Source organism: Pseudomonas sp. NFPP07 (assembly GCF_900115645.1).
In the GTDB taxonomy this organism is placed as follows: Bacteria; Pseudomonadota; Gammaproteobacteria; order Pseudomonadales; family Pseudomonadaceae; genus Aquipseudomonas; species Aquipseudomonas chlororaphis.
Map to the genome: position 1 here is coordinate 502,118 of NZ_FOXG01000002.1, position 17,515 is coordinate 519,632.

Here is a 17,515-nt window from a genome sequence, read left to right on the forward strand (position 1 = left end):
TGACCCTGCGCCCGCTTCGCGGTCGATCGCAGCCTGCGGCAGCGGCTACAGTCGTTTCACCAATTCCTACCCGACATTTCGAAAACACCGCAGGGCGTTTCAGATAGCTCTCAACGACTCCATCCATACCGCTCATTAGTGTTTCGCAAGGCTAGAACACACAGCGAAAACAGCGATGGCTGAGCAACCCTCCGGCAACAAATACACCACCGACTCCCGTGGCGAACCGACCCCAATGCCTCGCGTGCTGCGCCCTGCCAACCCGAATCCACCGCTGCCGGGCGCACGTACAAAGAACACCTCGATACTGGCCACGCCTCAAGGCCTCGACACTCCTGCGAAACCTTCACAGGTCCAGCCCTCTACGCCTGTCGCCCCAGGCTTCTACATCGTGCCCCGGAGCATTCCGCTGAGCGAGTTGCAGCGCCGCCTGTTCGACAGCCCCTCATCCGACGTCCTGGCCAAATACCTGGCCCTCAATCCGGGCCTGGGCGATACGGTCAAGGCCGGCAGCCTGATCGTGCTCAGCGATCCGGCCAACCACGCCTGCACCTACGAGGAAGCGCAACTCATGCAGGCCGCCGAACAGGTTAAGATCGCCCTCGAACCGCTGACGCCCGACGAAGCCGACTTTATGGTCCGCCATCAGGCCGAGATAGCCGGCTTTACCGGCCAGGCCTCGACCTGGCTGGGCATCGGCACCGCGACGATGGGCAAACACCTGGACAAACTGCGCGAGACCCTGCAAGACATAGAACGTCTGCATCAAGCCAGCTACCGCCAACACGGCCACCTCAAATCCCCCGAGTTCTTCGCCCGGCACCAGCAATTGCTCAGGCAACTGGACGCCCAACTGCTGAACTCCACCCGCCTGCGCGGCTACACCACCCTGGGCGGCCACCCCAAGCTGAAAACCGCCCTCGGCCTCTCCAGCCGCAGCCTGGTCCATCAATGGGACAAGGCCGGTGGGCCCGGGCAGATACCGGGCTATGTCGCCCACGTAAAATCGGTCAGCCGTGCGGCGAAGTACATGCAGATGGGTGGGTATGTGGGGATTGCGCTGGGTGGGGTTTCGTCGGTGTTGAAGGTTCAGGAGGTTTGTCAGGCGGGGGCGGGGGATGAGAGTTGCAGGAAGGTTATGTTTACTGAAACGGGCAACTTCACAGGTTCAACAATGGGAGGAAGCCTGGGAGCTTATGTCGGGTACGCCAGTACTTCCATCTGTGCGGCAATCGGAGCGTCTACCGGAGTCGGTGGGGTTATCTGTGCAGCGCTAATCGTAGGTACCAGCTCATGGGTAGGCTCAACAGCAGGTGGCGCTACAGGAAAAGTCTTTGGAGAAGTGCTTTATGAAATGGACGTCCAATGATCTATAAATTCCCTCCCCTGATAATCCTGATTCTGACTGGAGGCTTGCTTCTGCTTGCCCTCATCAGTCTCCTCTTCAGCTACTACATGAGTCGACGCTACCTCGACGGGATGCTGGGGGCGCTAAAGGGGAGTAACTATTTCGCAGGCTGGACAACCTACCTACCTCATCTGGGATGGCATCCTCGCTATCTGATGTTCGCGAAACTCAGAGGTATGATGTTCTGGCCTGGGCCGGGAATACGCAGGGGAATAATTTCCCCAGACGATGTGCGCAACTTTCCGCCGCAGTACAAGCGCCTTTTAAAAACACAGAACGTGCTCGATGGCGTGATTATCGTGTGGGGGGCGTTTGTGTACCTGCTGATAAAGCTGTAGTCACTCATCTGCGACCACTGATCAGTGCACCTTCCCAACTGTCCATGGAAAGCATTTATGCATGCACAAGATTTTTGCGAACTGACATCGCCATGACAGGGCAACAGTTCTGGCATTCCTGGCTCGCCCTCATCCTTTTGTTATGTCCATTTCTGCTGGCCGTAATAAACCTCTCGCTCAGCTACTACCTGAGCCGCCGCTACCTTAAAGAGATGCTGGAGGCCCTACGGCGAAGCCAGCACTTTTATCGCTGGACCGACAGCCTTCTCCACGAGGGATGGTTCACGCATTTTGTAATGCTCGCCGCCGTTCGAGGATCGATGCTTTGGCCCGGCCCTGCGGTTCGCAGAGGCTTTCTTTCCTCGGAAGACATAGACAACTTCCCTCCCCATCTGCAACGTCTGCTGACCATCAGAAACTGGATGGATGTTGTGCTTCTGGTCTGGGGTTCGATCATGTATGCGCTGTTGAAACTGACTAAGCACTGACAGATGGCAGAACAACAATTCTGGAGTTCCTGGCTCGCTTTTGGACTTTTGGCATGTCCGATTCTGTTATGCACTGTAAGTCTCGCGTACAGCTACTATCTGAGCCGACGCCATCTGAGGGAAATGTTGGAGGCCCTACAGCGGAGTAAATACTTCTATCGATGGACTGAAAAGCCTCAATATCGTGGATGGTTCGAGCATTTTCTGATGTTCGCCAACGTACGAGGAATGATGTTCTGCCCCACTCCCGGGTTACGTAGAGGGTTACTTTCGGCGGAAGATGTACACAACTTTCCACCCCGGTTCAAACGCCTTCTGAGCATACAAAACAGGCTGGATGGTGTTCTCTTCGTCTGGTCCGCGATTATGTATGAGCTGTTGAAGCTCACTGGCTAGAGCTTCCCCAAATCCCTGTAGCCGCTGCCGAGCCCTCGAGGCTGCGATAGGACCGGAGGTCCTCCTGCGGTCTCAAAATCCGGCGCCCGCTTCGCGGTCGATCGCAGCCTTCGGCAGCGGCTACAGATGGTAGCGTCACGCTACAAATATCGAGTTGACCACCTATTCATCGCTCCCTATCCTCGCGCCTGTCACGACTCATTCGTGATCGGGTTTGACGGCTCGGTTGTTTTCTCAGGAACGCAGTTTTTTCAACTCTGTTTTCTTTTGGAGCCTCCCATGACCGACCGCATAGCCCTCACCAGTAACGAATCCTCCACCCCCACCCTGTTCATCGACACCCGCGCGCCCTTGGACGAACTTCATGCCAGCGCCGCCTACCGCATCCTCGCAGTGACCCAGCTGATGGAAAGCCTGAGCCACATGGACACTCGCGACGCCGATGCCACAGACCTCACGCAAATCGCCCATGCCAGCGCCATCTTGCTGCGTGACGGTTGCGACCTGCTGGACGTGCTTGGCCGGCGTATTCGTGGCAGCCAGTACTTGAGCTGACGAGCACCTCAATCCCTGTAGCCGCTGCCGAGCCCGCGAGGCTGCGATAGGACCGAAGGTCCTCCAGCGGTTTCAAAATCCCTGCGCCCCCTTCGGGGTCGATCGCAGCCTCGCAAGCTCGGCAGCGGCTACAGGGGTTAGCGCCGACCGGTAGGTCGCGCCAGGCTTTAGCTTTTGATCTTGATCCACCCGCCCCATCGGGAGGCCGAGTGGAGGCGTTCATCAGGGGACAGGCGCGCAGCGCCCCTCGACGTAGTCGAGGACATCGTATGGAGGTCGAAGCGAAGCCGACCGGAGTCGATGCCCCCTGATGGACGCCGGAGCGAGGGAACCTGAGCGCAGCGAAGGCCGTACGCAGGGGCAAGCGTTTTTTGGTTACTTTTTGCTGGGCCGGCATTCCGGCGTTTGAAAAAAAGTGACTCGCCGTAAGGGCGGAACCGCCAGCAGTCGTGACCGCAGAAACGGATATGTACTCCGTCCAACATCACCACCGCCATCGCGGGCAATCGAGCGTCGACCGGCCGCTCCTACAGAAGCAGCCGCAGCCCACCACAACCATGGCCAATCCCACCTACGCTTAGGTAGGATGACTGCTCTATTTCCCCCGAGGTTCACCTCATGTTCATCGGCGTTCTGCTGGTTATCACCTGGCTGATCCTGCTGGTCCGTTACCCCGCCAAGGCCTTGCCGGTGTCCATGGCCGCCGCTGTCGGCCTGGGCCTGGTGGCGGTGTGGGTGGTCTGGCTGGACAACCGCGAAGCCCAGCAACTGGCGCGCCTGGAATTGCGCATCAGCTATGCCCCCGAGCATTGCCCGGCGGATCGCCCGCTGCTGCTGAAGATGAACAACGGCAACGATGTGCCACTGACCGAACTGCGCTGGCGCGTCGCCGCCTACGCCCCGGGCGACACCGTGAACCTGGCCGACAACCAGTACAGCGCCCCGCGTTATCGCGGCCCCGGCGAGTTGCAGGCCGGCGCCAACTGGGAAGACTGCCTGCCCCTGCCGCCGCTGCGCCCCGGCTACCGCCCGCAAACCCTGGAGTTTCGCGCCGAACGCTTGCAGGGCAGTTTCTCCGACTGATTCCCCCCTTCCCTCTTTTTGTACAAGGACCGCGCCATGCCCGTTGCGCTGATCACCGGTTGTTCCAGCGGCATCGGCCGCGCCCTGGCGGATGCTTTCAAGACCGCCGGTTTCACCGTCCTGCCCACCGCCCGCAGGGCCGAGGACGTGGCCATGCTGCGAGCCGCGGGTTTTGACGCGGTGCAGCTGGACGTCAACGACGGCCCGGCGCTCACCGCCCTGGGCGAGCGCATCAACCAGCAATATGGCGGCCTCGACCTGCTGATCAACAACGCCGGTTATGGCGCCATGGGCCCGCTGCTCGATGGCGGTGTCGAGGCCATGCAACGACAGTTCGAAACCAATGTGTTCGCCCTGGTCGGCGTGACCCGGGCCATGTTCCCGGTGCTGCGCCGCAGCCGCGGGCTGGTAGTGAATATCGGCAGTGTGTCGGGCGTCCTGGTGACGCCTTTTGCCGGTGCCTACTGCGCCTCCAAGGCGGCGGTGCATGCCTTGAGCGATGCGCTGCGCATGGAGCTGGCGCCGTTCGGCATCCGGGTGATGGAGGTCCAGCCCGGCGCCATCGCTTCGAGCTTTGCCAAGAATGCCGGGCACGAAGCCGAACAGCTGTTGACTGAACGATCGCCCTGGTGGCCGTTGCGCGAAGGCATCCGCGCACGGGCCAGGGCCTCCCAGGACCACCCGACGCCCGCCAGCGAATTTGCAGCCAGGCTGCTCAGGGCCGTGCAGCAGGACAAACCGCCACGCCTGGTTCGGATCGGTAATGGCAGCCGGGCCTTGCCCTTGATGGCCAGTCTGTTGCCCAAGGGTTTGCTGGAGAAGGCGCTGATGAAGCGTTTTGGCCTGGGCGCAAAACTGTAACGGCCGATCACCGGCAGCGGAGCGTCGCCCGGCTGTTCCCACGGGTTCCAGAAAACGTCTTTTAGTAGCCTAGGTTGTACCCTCTCCCAATCCCAGTAGAATGCGCGCACTCGAGGCTCCCAGGGCCTCGATCAGGCCGCATGGATCGCTGGCGAACCGCTGAAACGCCCCCTCTTCCATGCTCGCCGTCACTCAATCGTCGATCAGGGAATATCCATTGAAACCTCAACACTTGCTGCCGCTGGTATTGGCCACCGTGCTCATCGGCTGCGCGCCATCGCCAGACGAGGAGCTGAACGCCACCCTGCCCCAGCTCAGCCTCAAGGAGCTGTTGCCGCCAGCCGTCGCCAACGAGTACTGCACCCCCAAGCTGGACAGCGATCTGCTGTATGGCATCGGCTACCAGCTGTACAACGACGATAAACCCGAGCAGGCGCGCAGCTGCCTGATCATGGCCGCGCCCACCCACGACCGGGCCCTGTGCTACCTGGCGAGCATCGCGGAACAGGACAGCAGCAAGGACAGCGCCAAGCGCGACCGCGAAGCCTTCGGCTACATGGCCTATTCCGCGCTGAAGAACGACTCCTGCGCCGAATTCGGCATGTTCCAGAACTTCACCTACGGCATGCGCGGGCAGACCCCGGACAGCGACCTGGGCCTGCGCTGGCTGGAGCGTTCCGCGCGCCATGGCGATGCGGACGCGCAACAGACCCTGGTGCGCCTGCATAGCAACAAGAACAACCTGCCGCTGGCCTACAGCTGGGCCAGGGTCCTGGATGACAGCGCACAGATCGACGCCTTGAAACAGCGGATGAACCCGCAGCAAATCAGCGAAGGCGAGCAAGGTTTCGAGCAACTGGGCAAGCGAGTCACCAGCAAGGACGCGGTGCGCAAGGAAGCCCGCGAGGAAAACATCGCGGTGTACTCGGCGAACATCCATATGGAATACCCCGAGACCTTCAAGGGCCTGTCGGTGGCCGAGCGTCATGCCCTCATGGAGCAGGCCGTGGCCACGGTGAGCGCCCGTCCCGAGTTCAGCACCCGTGGCCAGCTGTACGCCTATGTGATCATCGCGCGGCAGGCGCAATTGAAGCAGGCCGGCGTCGATGTACTGCAGAACCCACAGATCGTGGAACTGCTCAGCGATAAAGAACTGGACGTGAGCGAGGCGGTGAAGAAAGCCGACGTGATCCTCGGCCAGGCCGCCCTGTAACAGCGGGAACACCGCCGGCCGCGCCTACAGGGGCCTTATACATGGCCGCTGTCTTGTAGGTGCCGGCTCCTGCAAGGGGGCGGGGTCAGGTTGTTCACCCAGGCAATCCCAGTAGAATGCCCGCACTCCAATCGCAAGGAAGCGGCACCTCAAGCACGGAACGGCTGCACCGTCGCCCCTGCTCATGCCCTCTTGGCGTCCTCCCTTTTACGATTGAACCTCAGGGACTCTCCATTGAAATCTCGTAGCCTGCTGCCCTTGGCTATCTTCACTCTGCTGCTGGGCTGCAATGCCTCGTCACCGGACGAAAAACTCAATAATTCCCTGCCGGACCTGAGCCTCGAACAGATCCTGCCCAAGGTCGAGGCCAACCAGTACTGCACGCCGGAGATGGACAGCGAATTGCTGCTCGGCCTCGGCATCCGCCTGATCGATGAGGACAAGGTGCTGTATGGCGCAGGCCGTACCTTGCTGGCGAGCAAGGAAATAAAAATGGCCCGCAGCTGCCTGATCATGGCCGCTCCCCGCTACACCACGAGCTTGTGCATCCTGGGCAGCATTGTCGGCGCCAGGCAAAACGACTATGACAAAAGCGAAGCCTTCGACTATATCGCCTACGCCGCCAAGCACAATGAATCCTGCGCGGAAGCAGGCCTGTACGACATCTACAGCGTTGGCAAGCTGGGCCATCCACCGAACAAGGAATTGGCCATGGGCTGGCTTGAGCGCGCCGCTCGGCACGGCGACCAGGAGTCGCAACAGGACATGGTGCGCTGGAGCAGCGAACAGGACAATTTCCCGGTGGCCTATGCCTGGGCCAGGGTCCTGAATGAGGCAAAAACAATCGAGGCAGTGAAGCGCAAAATGAGCCCTCGGCAAATGGCCGAGGGCGAGCAGCACTACACCCAACTGCTCAGCCAACTCACCCCCGAAAAGGATATCAACCAGGCGCTGCGCAAGGACATCATCGCCCTGAGCTCAGGGGATCTTTACTACAGCCACCCGGAGGTGTTCGAGGGCATGTCCCCTATGCAACGGCGTGCTTTCGTGGCCCAGTTGGTGGACATGCAGGACCTCTACCCGAAGTTCCACACGCGCGGCCAAGTGGTGGCCTACGCCTTGATTTCCCGCCTTGTGCAAAGTACCGGGCCGGCCGTGGACCTGTGGCAGGACCCGGCACTGCATGCCTTGCTGGTTAATGATGACCTGAGCGTGGAAGACACCGTGGCCAAGGCCAAAACCATCCTGGCCAAGCGCAAGCAATAGCTTGAGAGGCTGGCGCTAGTTCTTTTGAAGCGCCGCCGAGGTGTCGCGTGCGCAAGGCCCAAGAGCCCTTTGCCGTGGCCAAACAGATGCTGCGGTTTCGGTTGTGCCCCCTCGCAATCCCAGTAGAATGCGCGCTCTTGAGCGCTTGCGCTCAACACAGCATGGAATCGCTGGCATCGACACTGAAAGCACGGAACTGCTCAAGCTCCCCCTCTCCCGTCCTGTCCCTGCTTCATTCCATGCGCCTCTTCATTCAATCGCAGATCAGGGAATATCCATTGAAACTGTTCAACGTGCTGCCAATGGCATTGGTTGTGTTGCTGGCCGGCTGTACTACCGCATCCGATAAAACCGCCGATAAAGAATCGTCCCTCAACGACACACTGCCCAAGTTGACCCTGCAAAACGTATTGCCAACTGTGGCCAGCAACGAACAGTGCAATGCACAAATGGACAGCGACATTCTGTTCGGCGTCGGCTTCCTGCTGTACGAAAACCAGGAGCTCGATGCTGCGAAAACCTGCATGGTACTGGCCGCGCCGAAACACCCTCGCGCGTTCTGCTACCTGTCGATGATTGCCGGTCAGGATGAAAGCAAAACCGATGAACAGCGCAATACCGAAGCCTTCAACTACATGGCTTACTCGGCGCTGCAGAACGACTGGTGCGCCGAATATGGCCTGTACCAGGCCTACAACTACGGCCATACCAGCGCCAAACAGGACACGGCCCTGGCCCTGCGCTGGCTGGAGCGCTCGGCCCGGCACGGCTACCCCGAAGCGCAAAAGGACCTGATCGAAAAGTACGAGGAACAAGGCAACCTGAGCGCCGCCTATGCCTGGACCCGAATCATGGCCAAGGCCGATGACACCAGCGCAGCCGATGCCTTGAAAGCCAGAATGAGCGCCGCACAGATCGCCGACGGTGACCAGCGCTACATCCAACTCACCGGCCAGGTCACCAGCAAACAAGCCCTGTACGCCGAAGCGCGGGAAGAAGACGTCGGCCGTTACTCTGCCGAGATCTATCAGGACTACCCGGACACCTTCAAGGGCCTGTCGTCCGCCGAGCGTTACAACTACGTCAAGCAAAGCATGTTCAAGGCCATCGACCTGCCGTTCGTCAAGGGTCGTGGCCATGTCCTGAGCTACATCGTGGTGAATCGCCAGGCTCAACTGAAAAAGCCCGGCGTGGACATCGCGCAGGACAAGAAAATCGTCGCGGTAATGAAAGACGACGAACTGTCCGTCGCCGAAACCATCGAGCAGGCACTGTCGATCGTCAACAAAACCTACCGCTAACCAGGCCTGTGGCGAGGAGCTTGCCTGCTCGCCACAACCCGGCCTTGGCCACAAATACCCCTGTGAGGCGGGCTATTCCCCACCCTCTTTCACCACCACCGTGCAGGTAATCCCCGCCGCCAGCAGCACGCCTTCCGGCACCTCGTCGATATGGATGCGCACCGGCACGCGCTGGGCCAGGCGCACCCAGTTGAAGGTCGGGTTGACGTCGGCGATCAGCTCGCGGCTTTCCGGGTTGTCGCGGTCGTAGATGCCGCGGGAAATACTCTCCACATGGCCCTTGAGCACCTCGCCGCTCATCAACTGCATCTCGGCCTTATCGCCGACGCGTACATGGGGCAGCTTGGTTTCCTCGAAGAAGCCGTAGACCCAGAACGAATGCCTGTCGACCACCGCCATCTTCGGCTCGCCGATGCGCGCGTAGTCGCCGCGGTGCACGTTGAGGTTGGTCACGTAGCCATCGACCGCGGCGCGCACCTGGGTGCGCTTGAGGTTGAGCTCGGCGGCCTCCAGTTGCGCCTGGGCCTGCTGGTAGTCGGCCAGGGCCGAGTCGGCGATGTTGCTGGCGTCGTCGCGGTTCTCCTTGGAAATCACCAGGTTGTCCAGGTCGGCGCGGCGGTGGGCGTTGACCTTGCGCATCTCCCAGGTGGCCTTTCTCGAAGCCACCAGCGACTGCGCCTGCTTGACCGCGATCTGGTAGTGCTCGGGGTCGATCTGCATCAGCAGGTCGCCCTTTTTCACCAGTTGGTTGTCGCGCACCGGCACGTCCACCACTTCGCCGGTGACGTCGGCGGCGACGTTGATGATGTCGGCGCGCACCCGGCCGTCGCGGGTCCACGGCGTGTTCATGTAATGCACCCACAGGGTGCGGCCGATCCACAGGGCCAGGGCCAGCACCAGCAGGGTCGCGAGCAGGCTGAAAAACTTTTTCATCAAAGGACTCTCAACGGTAGACAGTCAGCGCCATGGCGCCGAACAGACAACAGAACAGGCTCAGGCGCAGCAGCGCCGGGTGCCAGAAAAAACGGTACAGGTCATAACCCGAGATGAAACGGTCCAGGGCCCAGGCCAGGGCCGCGGCAATGAAGAACATCAGGGTCATGGTCGGCATGTACACGCCGTGGAAGGCGATTTCACGAGGCATGTTCAAGTCCTTGGGGCGGGGCCTGTACGGCTGGCGGCGCGGCATAGGCGGCCAGCGGCGATTGCGGGTCGAGCAATGAGCTGCGGATGAAGTGCAGGTAGCTCTTCACCCGGCGCAAGACCGAAGTATCGAAGTGCGGGGCGAAGGGTTCGTCGCTGGCCTGGACCCGGCCGATCGCGTGATCGACCGCGACCAGCGCGCGCGCAAGGTTGCTCTGGCTCGGTTGCAGGAACAGCCGCACCAGCGAACGGCCCATGACCCGGATCGCCTGGCGCCACGGCTGGGATTCGGCGTAGGCCGGGTGCACCGGGAGGATCGCCTGCTCCTTGCGCAGCTCGATGATGGCGTGGCCCACCTCCAGCACCACGAACATCCAGCGCAGCAGCTCGCGCTGCACCTGTGGCTGCCCCGCCGCCAGGCCATAGGCCTGGTGCAGCAGGTCGCGGGTGCGGCTTTCGAAGCTCGACGCCAGGCCCTTGAGCTTGCCGCTGATGGCGTACACCACCTGGCCGCGCAGGTCCTGCTCCAGGCGGCGCCACAACCAGCGGCTGTTGGGCGGCAGGATGATCGCCCCGGCGGCGGCGCAGACCAGCATGCCCATGACCATGGCGATGTAGTCGTTGATGAAGGCGTAGGGGTTGTAGACGGTCAGGTTGTCCGGCACCGAACCGGTGCTGAAGAAGATCAGCAGCCCCAGGCCGACCCCGGCGTACTGCGGGCGTGAAGCGAGGAACGAACCGAACACGATCACCGGCGCCAGCATCACGCACAGCAGTGGAAAACCGTCGATCCAGGGGAACACGAAGAACATCTCGACGAAGCCGACCACGGCCCCGATCAAGGTGCCGCAGGCCATCTGGAAGGCCATGCGTTTCGGGTTCGGCGTGGCGGCCGAGAGGCCGACGGTGGCCGCCGCGATCAGGGTCATGGTGGCGCCGCTGGGCCAGGCGGTGGCGACCCAGTAGCTGCCGAGCACGATCAGGATGAACGAGGCGCGGATGCCCGAGGCGGCCGAGGCCAGCCAGTTGGTCTGCGGGGTGAAAGGTTCGTCCCAGCGCTCGCGCTCATGGCTGTGTTCGGCCAGGGACGCGTGGGTCTGGGCATAGCTGTGCAGCTCGTCGACGAAGCGATAGAGCAGCTCATAGGCGGTGTGGAAATCCAGTTGCTCGGCATCGCTCGGCTCGTGTTCCTGGAACAGCGCGCGCATGCTGCGCACCTGCGCTGGCAGCTCGGCCTTGTAGCTCGCCAGTTGCTCGGCCAGGCGCGCGGCATCGGGGCTGGTCAGGGCACGGCCGGAGAAACCGTCCAGCAGTTCGGCGAGGTCCTGCAACCCCGGTTTGGTCGCCGCCAGCACATACTCGGCGGCACTGTTGCGCAGGCGTTCGAGCAACTGGTGCAAGGCGTTGAAACGGGTGGTGATGCCCATGAACTCGCTGTTCAAACGGCTCAGGCGACCGTTGCGCCGACGCATGTGCGGGTCTTCGAAGACGGTGACGCTGCGCAGGCCTTCCAGGCCCACCGCCTCGGCGATGAAACGCACGTTGCCGCTCTCGAACGCGTCGCGCTGGCTGCGGCCGCGCAAACCGTCGGTGACGAACAGGGCGAACACCCCGAAGCGCTGGTACAAGGCGTTGCGCATCGCCGCGCTGGCGGTCTGCGGCAGGATCGCGGCGCTGACCAGGGTCGAGCAGAGAATCCCCAGGGAGATTTCCAGCACCCGCCATACCGCCGCCATAAAGGCCCCGTCCGGATGGGCCAGGGCCGGCAAACCGACCATCGCCGCGGTATAGCCGGCCAGCACGAAGCCGTAGGCGCGGAAGTTGCGATAACGCGCGGCACCGGCCGAACAGATGCCGACCCAGATCGCCAGCGAACCGAGGAACAGTTCGGTGTTCTGGGCGAACAGGGCGATCAACGCCACCATCACCGCCGACCCGGCCAGGGTGCCGAGAAACCGATAGAAGCTCTTGGCGAACACCTGGCCGCTCTGCGGCTGCATGACGATGAACACGGTGATCATCGCCGTGCGCGGTTGCGGCAGCTCCAGGCGCATGGCCAGCCACAGGGTGAGGAACGCGGCGGCCAGGACCTTGAAGATATAGACCCAGGTCACGCCGTCGCTGCGTGCCCAGTCGAAGAAACCCCGGCGCCATTCAAGGGAGTACAGCCAGCGCAAGGGAGCAGACAAGGGAGTCATCGGATCTTACTCAGTGATCAGCACTTGGGGGTCGGCTTTTAATGGTCAGCTTTTAATGGTCAGCTTTTAATGGTCAGCTTTTAATGGTCAAAGATGGCCAGCGCCGCCGGGGTCTTGCTCGGTTGGGTCCGGCTGTCCTCGGGCACATCGCGCCCCGCCTCCAGGCCGCCGCCCAGGGCCGTCACCAGCTCGGCATGGGCGCTCAGGCGCGCGGCCTGGACCTGCTGCTGGATCTGCTGCTGGCGGAACAGCATGCCCTGGGCATTGAGCACATTGAGGTAGTCGGTGAGGCCGCGCTGGAAGGCGACCATGGCGATGTCGTAGGTCTTCTGCGCCGACGCCACCGACTCGGCGGCGAACTCGGCCTGCTTGTCCATGGACTCGCGGCGGATCAACTGGTCGGAGATGTTCTTCAGGGCGTTGACCAGGGTCTGGTTGTAGTGGGCCACGGCGATGTCATAACCGGCCGCGGCCTCGCCCAGCTCGGCGCGCAGGCGGCCGCCGTCGAAGATCGGCAGACTGATGGCCGGGCCGACGTTGTAGTTGAGCTTCTTGCCGGTGAGGAACTCCAGCGCTCCACCACCGGTGGCCATGTAGCCGAGGCTGCCCACCAGGTCGACGTTGGGGTAGAAGCCGGCGTGGGCGACATCGATGCCGCGGGCCTGGGCCGCCACCTGCCAGCGGCTGGCGACCACGTCCGGGCGCTGGCCGAGCAGTTCGGCGGGCAGCGCCGACGGCAGTTTCAGCGGCGCGGCCAGGGACAGGCTCGGCCGTTGCAACTGCGCGCCCGCCCCCGGTCCCTTGCCGGCCAGGGCGGCGATCTGGTTGCGGCCCAGGGCGATTTCTTCGTCCAGGGCGTCCAGCTGGCGATGGGTTTCCGGCAGCGGAGTCTGCGCCTGGCTGACTTCGAAGTGGGTGCCGATGCCGCCGGCCAGGCGCTTTTGCGCCAGCTCGAGAATCTGTTCCTGCTGCTTCAGGGTGGCGAGGACGATGTCGCGCTGGGCGTATTGCAGCGACAGCTGGATATAGGCGCGCACGACATTGTTCTGCAGTTCCAGCCGGGCCAGGCGCGCCTCGGCGGCGCTCATGTGCGCCAGGTCCACGGCACGCTCGCTGGCATTGCTTTCCCGGCCCCAGAGGTCGAGGGCGTAGCTGAAGCCGAGCGCGGCGTTGTTGTCCCAGGTGGTGCTGTTGGCCAGTTCGCCCGGGCCGTAGAACTGATCGGTGGGCCAGTTGTGGCGCTTGAGGGTGGCGTCGCCCTTGATCTGCAGCGACTCGGCCGACTCGGCGATGCCGGCCATGGCACGCGCCTGGCGCACCCGGGCGGCGGCCATGGCCATGCTCGGGCTGCCCTGCACGGCCAGGGTCACCCAGTGGTTCAGCTGCGCATCGCCATAGGCCTGCCACCATTGGGCGGCGGGCCAGCGGGCGTCACGCGCGGCGCTCTGGATCGCCTCGTCGGTGGCCAGTGTATTGGCCGGTAGTGCCTTGCCCTGTGGGGCAATGCCCCCGGTTCCGATGCAGCCGCTGATTGCTAACGATAAAGCCCAAACACTGAGAGTCTTCAGCTCTCTGCTGATGCGACGCGGCACTGCTGCGAATTCCTGAAATAGGGAGAAGGCGGATCCCTGTAGGAGCGAGCTTGCTCGCGAGACGGTGTCACTGACCCACCGCATTGCACGGGTTCCGGTAACCGGCCCCTACAGATCGGCGCAATTCTAGGCGGCGGGCTTTACGGCGATAAGCTGGGATTCCTGTGAATCTTTATTACCGTTCGCGCGATAATCCCTTGGTGCAATAGCCAACAATCTGTTACTTCGTGTCACAATTTGCCATCTCCCCAGAGAGCACCCCATGGACACTTTGCAAAACATGCGTGCCTTCAGCTGTGTCGCCGAAGCCGGCAGCTTCACCGCCGCCGCCGTCCAGCTCGACACCACCACGGCGAATGTCTCGCGCGCGGTCTCCAACCTGGAGGCCCATCTGCAAACCCGCTTGCTCAACCGCACCACTCGCCGCATCGCGCTCACGGAGGCCGGCAAGCGCTACCTGCTGCGCTGCGAGCAGATCCTGGCCTACGTCGAAGAAGCCGAGGCCGAGGCCAGCGATGCCCACGCGCGGCCGTCCGGGCAGTTGAAAGTGCACACCATGACCGGCATCGGCCAGCACTATGTGATCGACGCCATCGCCCGTTACCGCAAGTCGCACCCGGACGTGACCTTCGACCTGACCCTGGCCAACCGCGTGCCGGACCTGCTGGACGAGGGTTACGACGTGTCCATCGTGCTGGCCAGCGAACTGCCGGACTCGGGTTTCGTCTCCCAGCGCCTGGGCATCACCTACAGCATCGTCTGCGCCTCGCCGGCCTACGTGAAAGCCAATGGCTGCCCGAACAGCCCCAGCGACCTGTCGAACCATGCCTGCCTGCGCCTGGTGAGCCCGGTGATCGCCCTGGACAAATGGCTGTTCGACGGCCCCGAGGGCCAGGAAGGGGTCACCCTCAACGGCTCGCCGTTCCTGGTGAACTCCGCCGACGCGCTGAAAACCGCGATCACCAGCGGCATGGGCCTGGGCGTGCTGCCGGTGTACGCGGCCATCGAGGGCCTGCGCAACGGCACCCTGGTGCGGGTCATGCCCAAGTACCGCTCCCAGGAGCTGAACCTGTACGCCATCTACCCGTCGCGCCAGTACCTGGACGCCAAGATCAAGACCTGGGTCGAGTACCTGCGCAACACCCTGCCGGAGATTCTCGCCGCCCATCAGGCGGAGCTGACGGCCTATGAACTGAGCGGCGGCCTCAGCGGCGTGCGCCTGGCCCCTTGATCGGGGCTTTCTCATGTATCCCCTGTAGCCGCTGCCGCAGGCTGCGATAAGGCCGAAGGCCTTCGGCGATCTCAAGAGCACGTCTCCTGCGGAGCCGATCGCAGCCTTCGGCAGCGGCTACATTCGCAGAACCTTCTCGCCCCCACGGCCTGCCGCAGCCGCTACAAAAAGCCCGTGGGGAATGTTAGCTTGCTTGGCATTCTCCTCTGCCTGACGAGCTTTCCCGCGATGAAAAAGACCGTACTTGCCTTCAGCCGCATCACTCCGGACATGATCGAGCGCCTGCGCCAGGACTTCGAGGTGATAGTGCCCACCCCCAAGCTGGGCGATATCGGCGCGCAATTCAACGAAGCCCTGCCCCACGCCCACGGCCTGATCGGCGTCGGTCGCAAGCTGGGCCGCGCGCAGCTGGAAAACGCCAGCCGGCTGGAAGTGGTCTCCAGCGTCTCGGTGGGCTACGACAACTATGACCTGGCCTACTTCAACGAACGCGGGATCATGCTCACCAACACCCCGGACGTGCTCACCGAAAGCACCGCCGACCTGGCCTTCGCCCTGCTGATGAGCAGCGCCCGGCGTGTCGCCGAACTGGACGCCTGGACCAAGGCCGGGCAATGGCAGGCCAGCGTCGGCGCGCCGCTGTTCGGTTGCGATGTGCATGGCAAGACCCTGGGGATTGTCGGCATGGGTAACATCGGCGCGGCCATCGCCCGACGCGGGCGCCTGGGCTTCAATATGCCGGTGATCTACAGCGGCAACAGCCGCAAGGCCGCGCTGGAACAGGAGCTGGGCGCGCAGTTCCGCAGCCTCGAGCAGTTGCTGGCCGAAGCGGATTTCGTCTGCCTGGTGGTGCCGTTGAGCGAAAAGACCCGGCACCTGATCAGCCACCGCGAACTGGCGCTGATGAAGCCAAGCGCGATCCTGGTGAACATCTCCCGCGGCCCGGTGGTGGATGAGCCGGCGCTGATCGAAGCCCTGCAGAACGGCACGATTCGCGGCGCCGGCCTGGACGTCTACGAGAAGGAACCGCTGGCCGAGTCGCCGCTGTTCCAGCTGAAAAACGCCGTGACCCTGCCGCACATCGGCTCGGCCACCCATGAAACCCGCGACGCCATGGCCAACCGCGCCCTGGCCAACCTGCGCAGTGCCCTGCTCGGCGAACGCCCGCAGGACCTGGTCAACCCGCAGGTGTGGAAAGGCTGATACCACTGCCTATCACCGCCTGTGGCCGCCTGTCCGCCTGCCCCCCTGTAGCCGCTGCCGAGCCTGCGAGGCTGCGAAAAGGTCCGCAGGACCTTCAGCGATAGACCTGCAGAATCAGGTCGCCTGGTTTTGCGACGGCTGCGCCGCCGTTCGCAGCCTCGCAGGCTCGGCAGCGGCTACAGACTCAGATTCAAATCCGGATGCAGATGCAGGCACAAGTCTGGGCTTGCGGAACACCAGCACGTTGCCCAGCATCACCAGGACCAGCCCGGCCAGCGCCGGGGCGGTCCACTGGTAACCTTCGGCGAAGGCCGAGACATTCAGCGCCACCACCGGGAACAGCACGGTGCAGTAGGCCGCCCGCTCCGGGCCCATGCGGCCGACCAGGGTCAGGTAGGCGGTGAAGCCGATCACCGACCCCGGGATCACCAGATACAGCAAGGAGCCGATGTAGCGCGTGTTCCACTCCATATCGAAAGGGATGCCCTTGACCAGGCAATAGCCCGCCAGCATCGCCGCGCCATAGGCCATGCCCCAGGCGTTGGTGGTCAGCGGCCTGAGGCCGGCTTTCTGTTGCAGGCTGGACAGCATGTTGCCCGCCGAGAAACACAGGGTGCCCAACAGCGCCAGCCCCAGGCCGAGCAGGGTTTGCGGGCTGGCGCTATGGCCGGCCAGCTCCGGCCAGAACAGCAGGCCCAGCCCCAGCAGCCCCAACGCCCCGCCCAGCAGCACGTTGCGGGCGATCTTCTGGGCAAAGAACACCCGGGCATTCAGGGCGTTCCACAGGGTCGCCGTGGAAAACACCACCGCCACCAGGCCGCTGGGAATCCACTGGCTGGCGTACAGGAAACACATGAAGTTGATACAGAACAGGCACAGCCCCTGGGCCAGGCAGATCAGGTGCCCGCGGCGGTTCATCACCTGCAGCTTGCGGCTGAGCAGCAACATGACGAACAGCACCAGGGCCGCCAGGGCGAAGCGATAGACGATGGACACCGGAATCGCCACCACTCCCAGCTGCCACTTGAGGGCAATCCAGGTGGTGCCCCAGATCAGGACGGTGAGCAGATAAAGCGAAAGGTTCATGGCGCGGGACTCCTGTGCAGGGCAACCCAGTCTCAGACCATTGCGTGCCCGGGCGCTTGCATAAACTTGCGCTTTTATCGGTTGCCGGGCTGGCAGCGCGCCGCCCACGGAGTAGGATGCAAAACATCGTGTAGCCGCTGCCGACAGGCTGCG

General features: G+C 62.9%; 17 protein-coding genes. 12 read left to right on the forward strand and 5 right to left on the reverse strand.

What is annotated here, in order from left to right:
• Window positions 1–175: 175 nt before the first annotated feature.
• The 10 genes from BM019_RS07335 (at window position 176) to BM019_RS07380 (ending at window position 8,909) form a co-directional block, all read left to right on the forward strand.
• Window positions 176–1,369: a hypothetical protein gene (locus tag BM019_RS07335; RefSeq protein ID WP_092417941.1), complete on the forward strand. Its 1,194-nt coding sequence runs from the start codon at window positions 176–178 to the stop codon at window positions 1,367–1,369.
• Entirely contained in the window at window positions 1,366–1,746 is a 381-nt protein-coding gene (locus BM019_RS07340) for a hypothetical protein (protein ID WP_062823615.1), read from the forward strand. The genes BM019_RS07335 and BM019_RS07340 overlap by 4 nt, the downstream gene beginning before the upstream one ends.
• 92 nt (window positions 1,747–1,838) lie before the next feature.
• The gene (locus BM019_RS07345) at window positions 1,839–2,234 is read left to right on the forward strand and encodes a hypothetical protein (RefSeq protein ID WP_085530493.1); all 396 of its coding nucleotides are present in this window, start codon (window positions 1,839–1,841) and stop codon (window positions 2,232–2,234) included.
• Window positions 2,235–2,237: 3 nt separating this feature from the next.
• Window positions 2,238–2,630, forward strand: coding sequence for a hypothetical protein (locus tag BM019_RS30985; RefSeq protein ID WP_092417942.1), 393 nt, complete (start codon window positions 2,238–2,240; stop codon window positions 2,628–2,630).
• A gap of 279 nt (window positions 2,631–2,909) precedes the next feature.
• Entirely contained in the window at window positions 2,910–3,185 is a 276-nt protein-coding gene (locus BM019_RS07355; protein WP_009042260.1) for a hypothetical protein, read from the forward strand.
• A 618-nt stretch (window positions 3,186–3,803) separates the two neighbouring features.
• Window positions 3,804–4,268, forward strand: a complete 465-nt coding sequence (locus tag BM019_RS07360; RefSeq protein ID WP_009042259.1) for a hypothetical protein — start codon at window positions 3,804–3,806, stop codon at window positions 4,266–4,268.
• Between the two features lie 36 nt (window positions 4,269–4,304).
• Entirely contained in the window at window positions 4,305–5,129 is an 825-nt protein-coding gene (locus BM019_RS07365; protein ID WP_092417943.1) for an SDR family oxidoreductase, read from the forward strand.
• Between the two features lie 217 nt (window positions 5,130–5,346).
• Window positions 5,347–6,342 carry an SEL1-like repeat protein gene (locus BM019_RS07370; protein WP_239691050.1) on the forward strand — a complete coding sequence of 332 codons (996 nt, stop codon included), beginning with the start codon at window positions 5,347–5,349 and terminating at the stop codon, window positions 6,340–6,342.
• Window positions 6,343–6,576: 234 nt separating this feature from the next.
• Window positions 6,577–7,608 carry an SEL1-like repeat protein gene (locus BM019_RS07375; RefSeq protein WP_092417945.1) on the forward strand — a complete coding sequence of 344 codons (1,032 nt, stop codon included), beginning with the start codon at window positions 6,577–6,579 and terminating at the stop codon, window positions 7,606–7,608.
• Window positions 7,609–7,886: 278 nt separating this feature from the next.
• On the forward strand, window positions 7,887–8,909 hold the full coding sequence (locus BM019_RS07380) for an SEL1-like repeat protein (RefSeq protein WP_239691051.1): 1,023 nt from the start codon (window positions 7,887–7,889) through the stop codon (window positions 8,907–8,909).
• Window positions 8,910–8,981: 72 nt separating this feature from the next.
• Here the strand turns inward: BM019_RS07380 and BM019_RS07385 are convergent, their stop codons facing one another.
• The 4 genes from BM019_RS07385 to BM019_RS07400 all read right to left on the reverse strand — a co-directional run bounded on the left by BM019_RS07385 (window position 8,982) and on the right by BM019_RS07400 (window position 13,842).
• On the reverse strand, window positions 8,982–9,842 hold the full coding sequence (locus BM019_RS07385) for an efflux RND transporter periplasmic adaptor subunit (protein ID WP_092417947.1): 861 nt from the start codon (window positions 9,840–9,842) through the stop codon (window positions 8,982–8,984).
• A gap of 10 nt (window positions 9,843–9,852) precedes the next feature.
• The gene (locus BM019_RS07390) at window positions 9,853–10,053 is read right to left on the reverse strand and encodes a DUF1656 domain-containing protein (protein WP_007930063.1); all 201 of its coding nucleotides are present in this window, start codon (window positions 10,051–10,053) and stop codon (window positions 9,853–9,855) included.
• Complete coding sequence (locus BM019_RS07395) at window positions 10,043–12,250, reverse strand: FUSC family protein (protein ID WP_092417948.1); 2,208 nt, start codon at window positions 12,248–12,250, stop codon at window positions 10,043–10,045. The genes BM019_RS07390 and BM019_RS07395 overlap by 11 nt, the downstream gene beginning before the upstream one ends.
• Window positions 12,251–12,330: 80 nt before the next feature.
• Window positions 12,331–13,842 carry an efflux transporter outer membrane subunit gene (locus BM019_RS07400; protein WP_092417949.1) on the reverse strand — a complete coding sequence of 504 codons (1,512 nt, stop codon included), beginning with the start codon at window positions 13,840–13,842 and terminating at the stop codon, window positions 12,331–12,333.
• A gap of 262 nt (window positions 13,843–14,104) precedes the next feature.
• Here BM019_RS07400 and BM019_RS07405 point away from each other — a divergent pair, with 262 nt between their 5' ends.
• Window positions 14,105–15,073: a LysR family transcriptional regulator gene (locus BM019_RS07405; RefSeq protein ID WP_009042251.1), complete on the forward strand. Its 969-nt coding sequence runs from the start codon at window positions 14,105–14,107 to the stop codon at window positions 15,071–15,073.
• Window positions 15,074–15,301: 228 nt separating this feature from the next.
• Complete coding sequence (locus BM019_RS07410) at window positions 15,302–16,276, forward strand: 2-hydroxyacid dehydrogenase (protein ID WP_092417950.1); 975 nt, start codon at window positions 15,302–15,304, stop codon at window positions 16,274–16,276.
• A 114-nt stretch (window positions 16,277–16,390) separates the two neighbouring features.
• Here the strand turns inward: BM019_RS07410 and BM019_RS07415 are convergent, their stop codons facing one another.
• The gene (locus BM019_RS07415) at window positions 16,391–17,362 is read right to left on the reverse strand and encodes a DMT family transporter (RefSeq protein WP_092417951.1); all 972 of its coding nucleotides are present in this window, start codon (window positions 17,360–17,362) and stop codon (window positions 16,391–16,393) included.
• Between the last annotated feature and the right edge of the window lie 153 nt (window positions 17,363–17,515).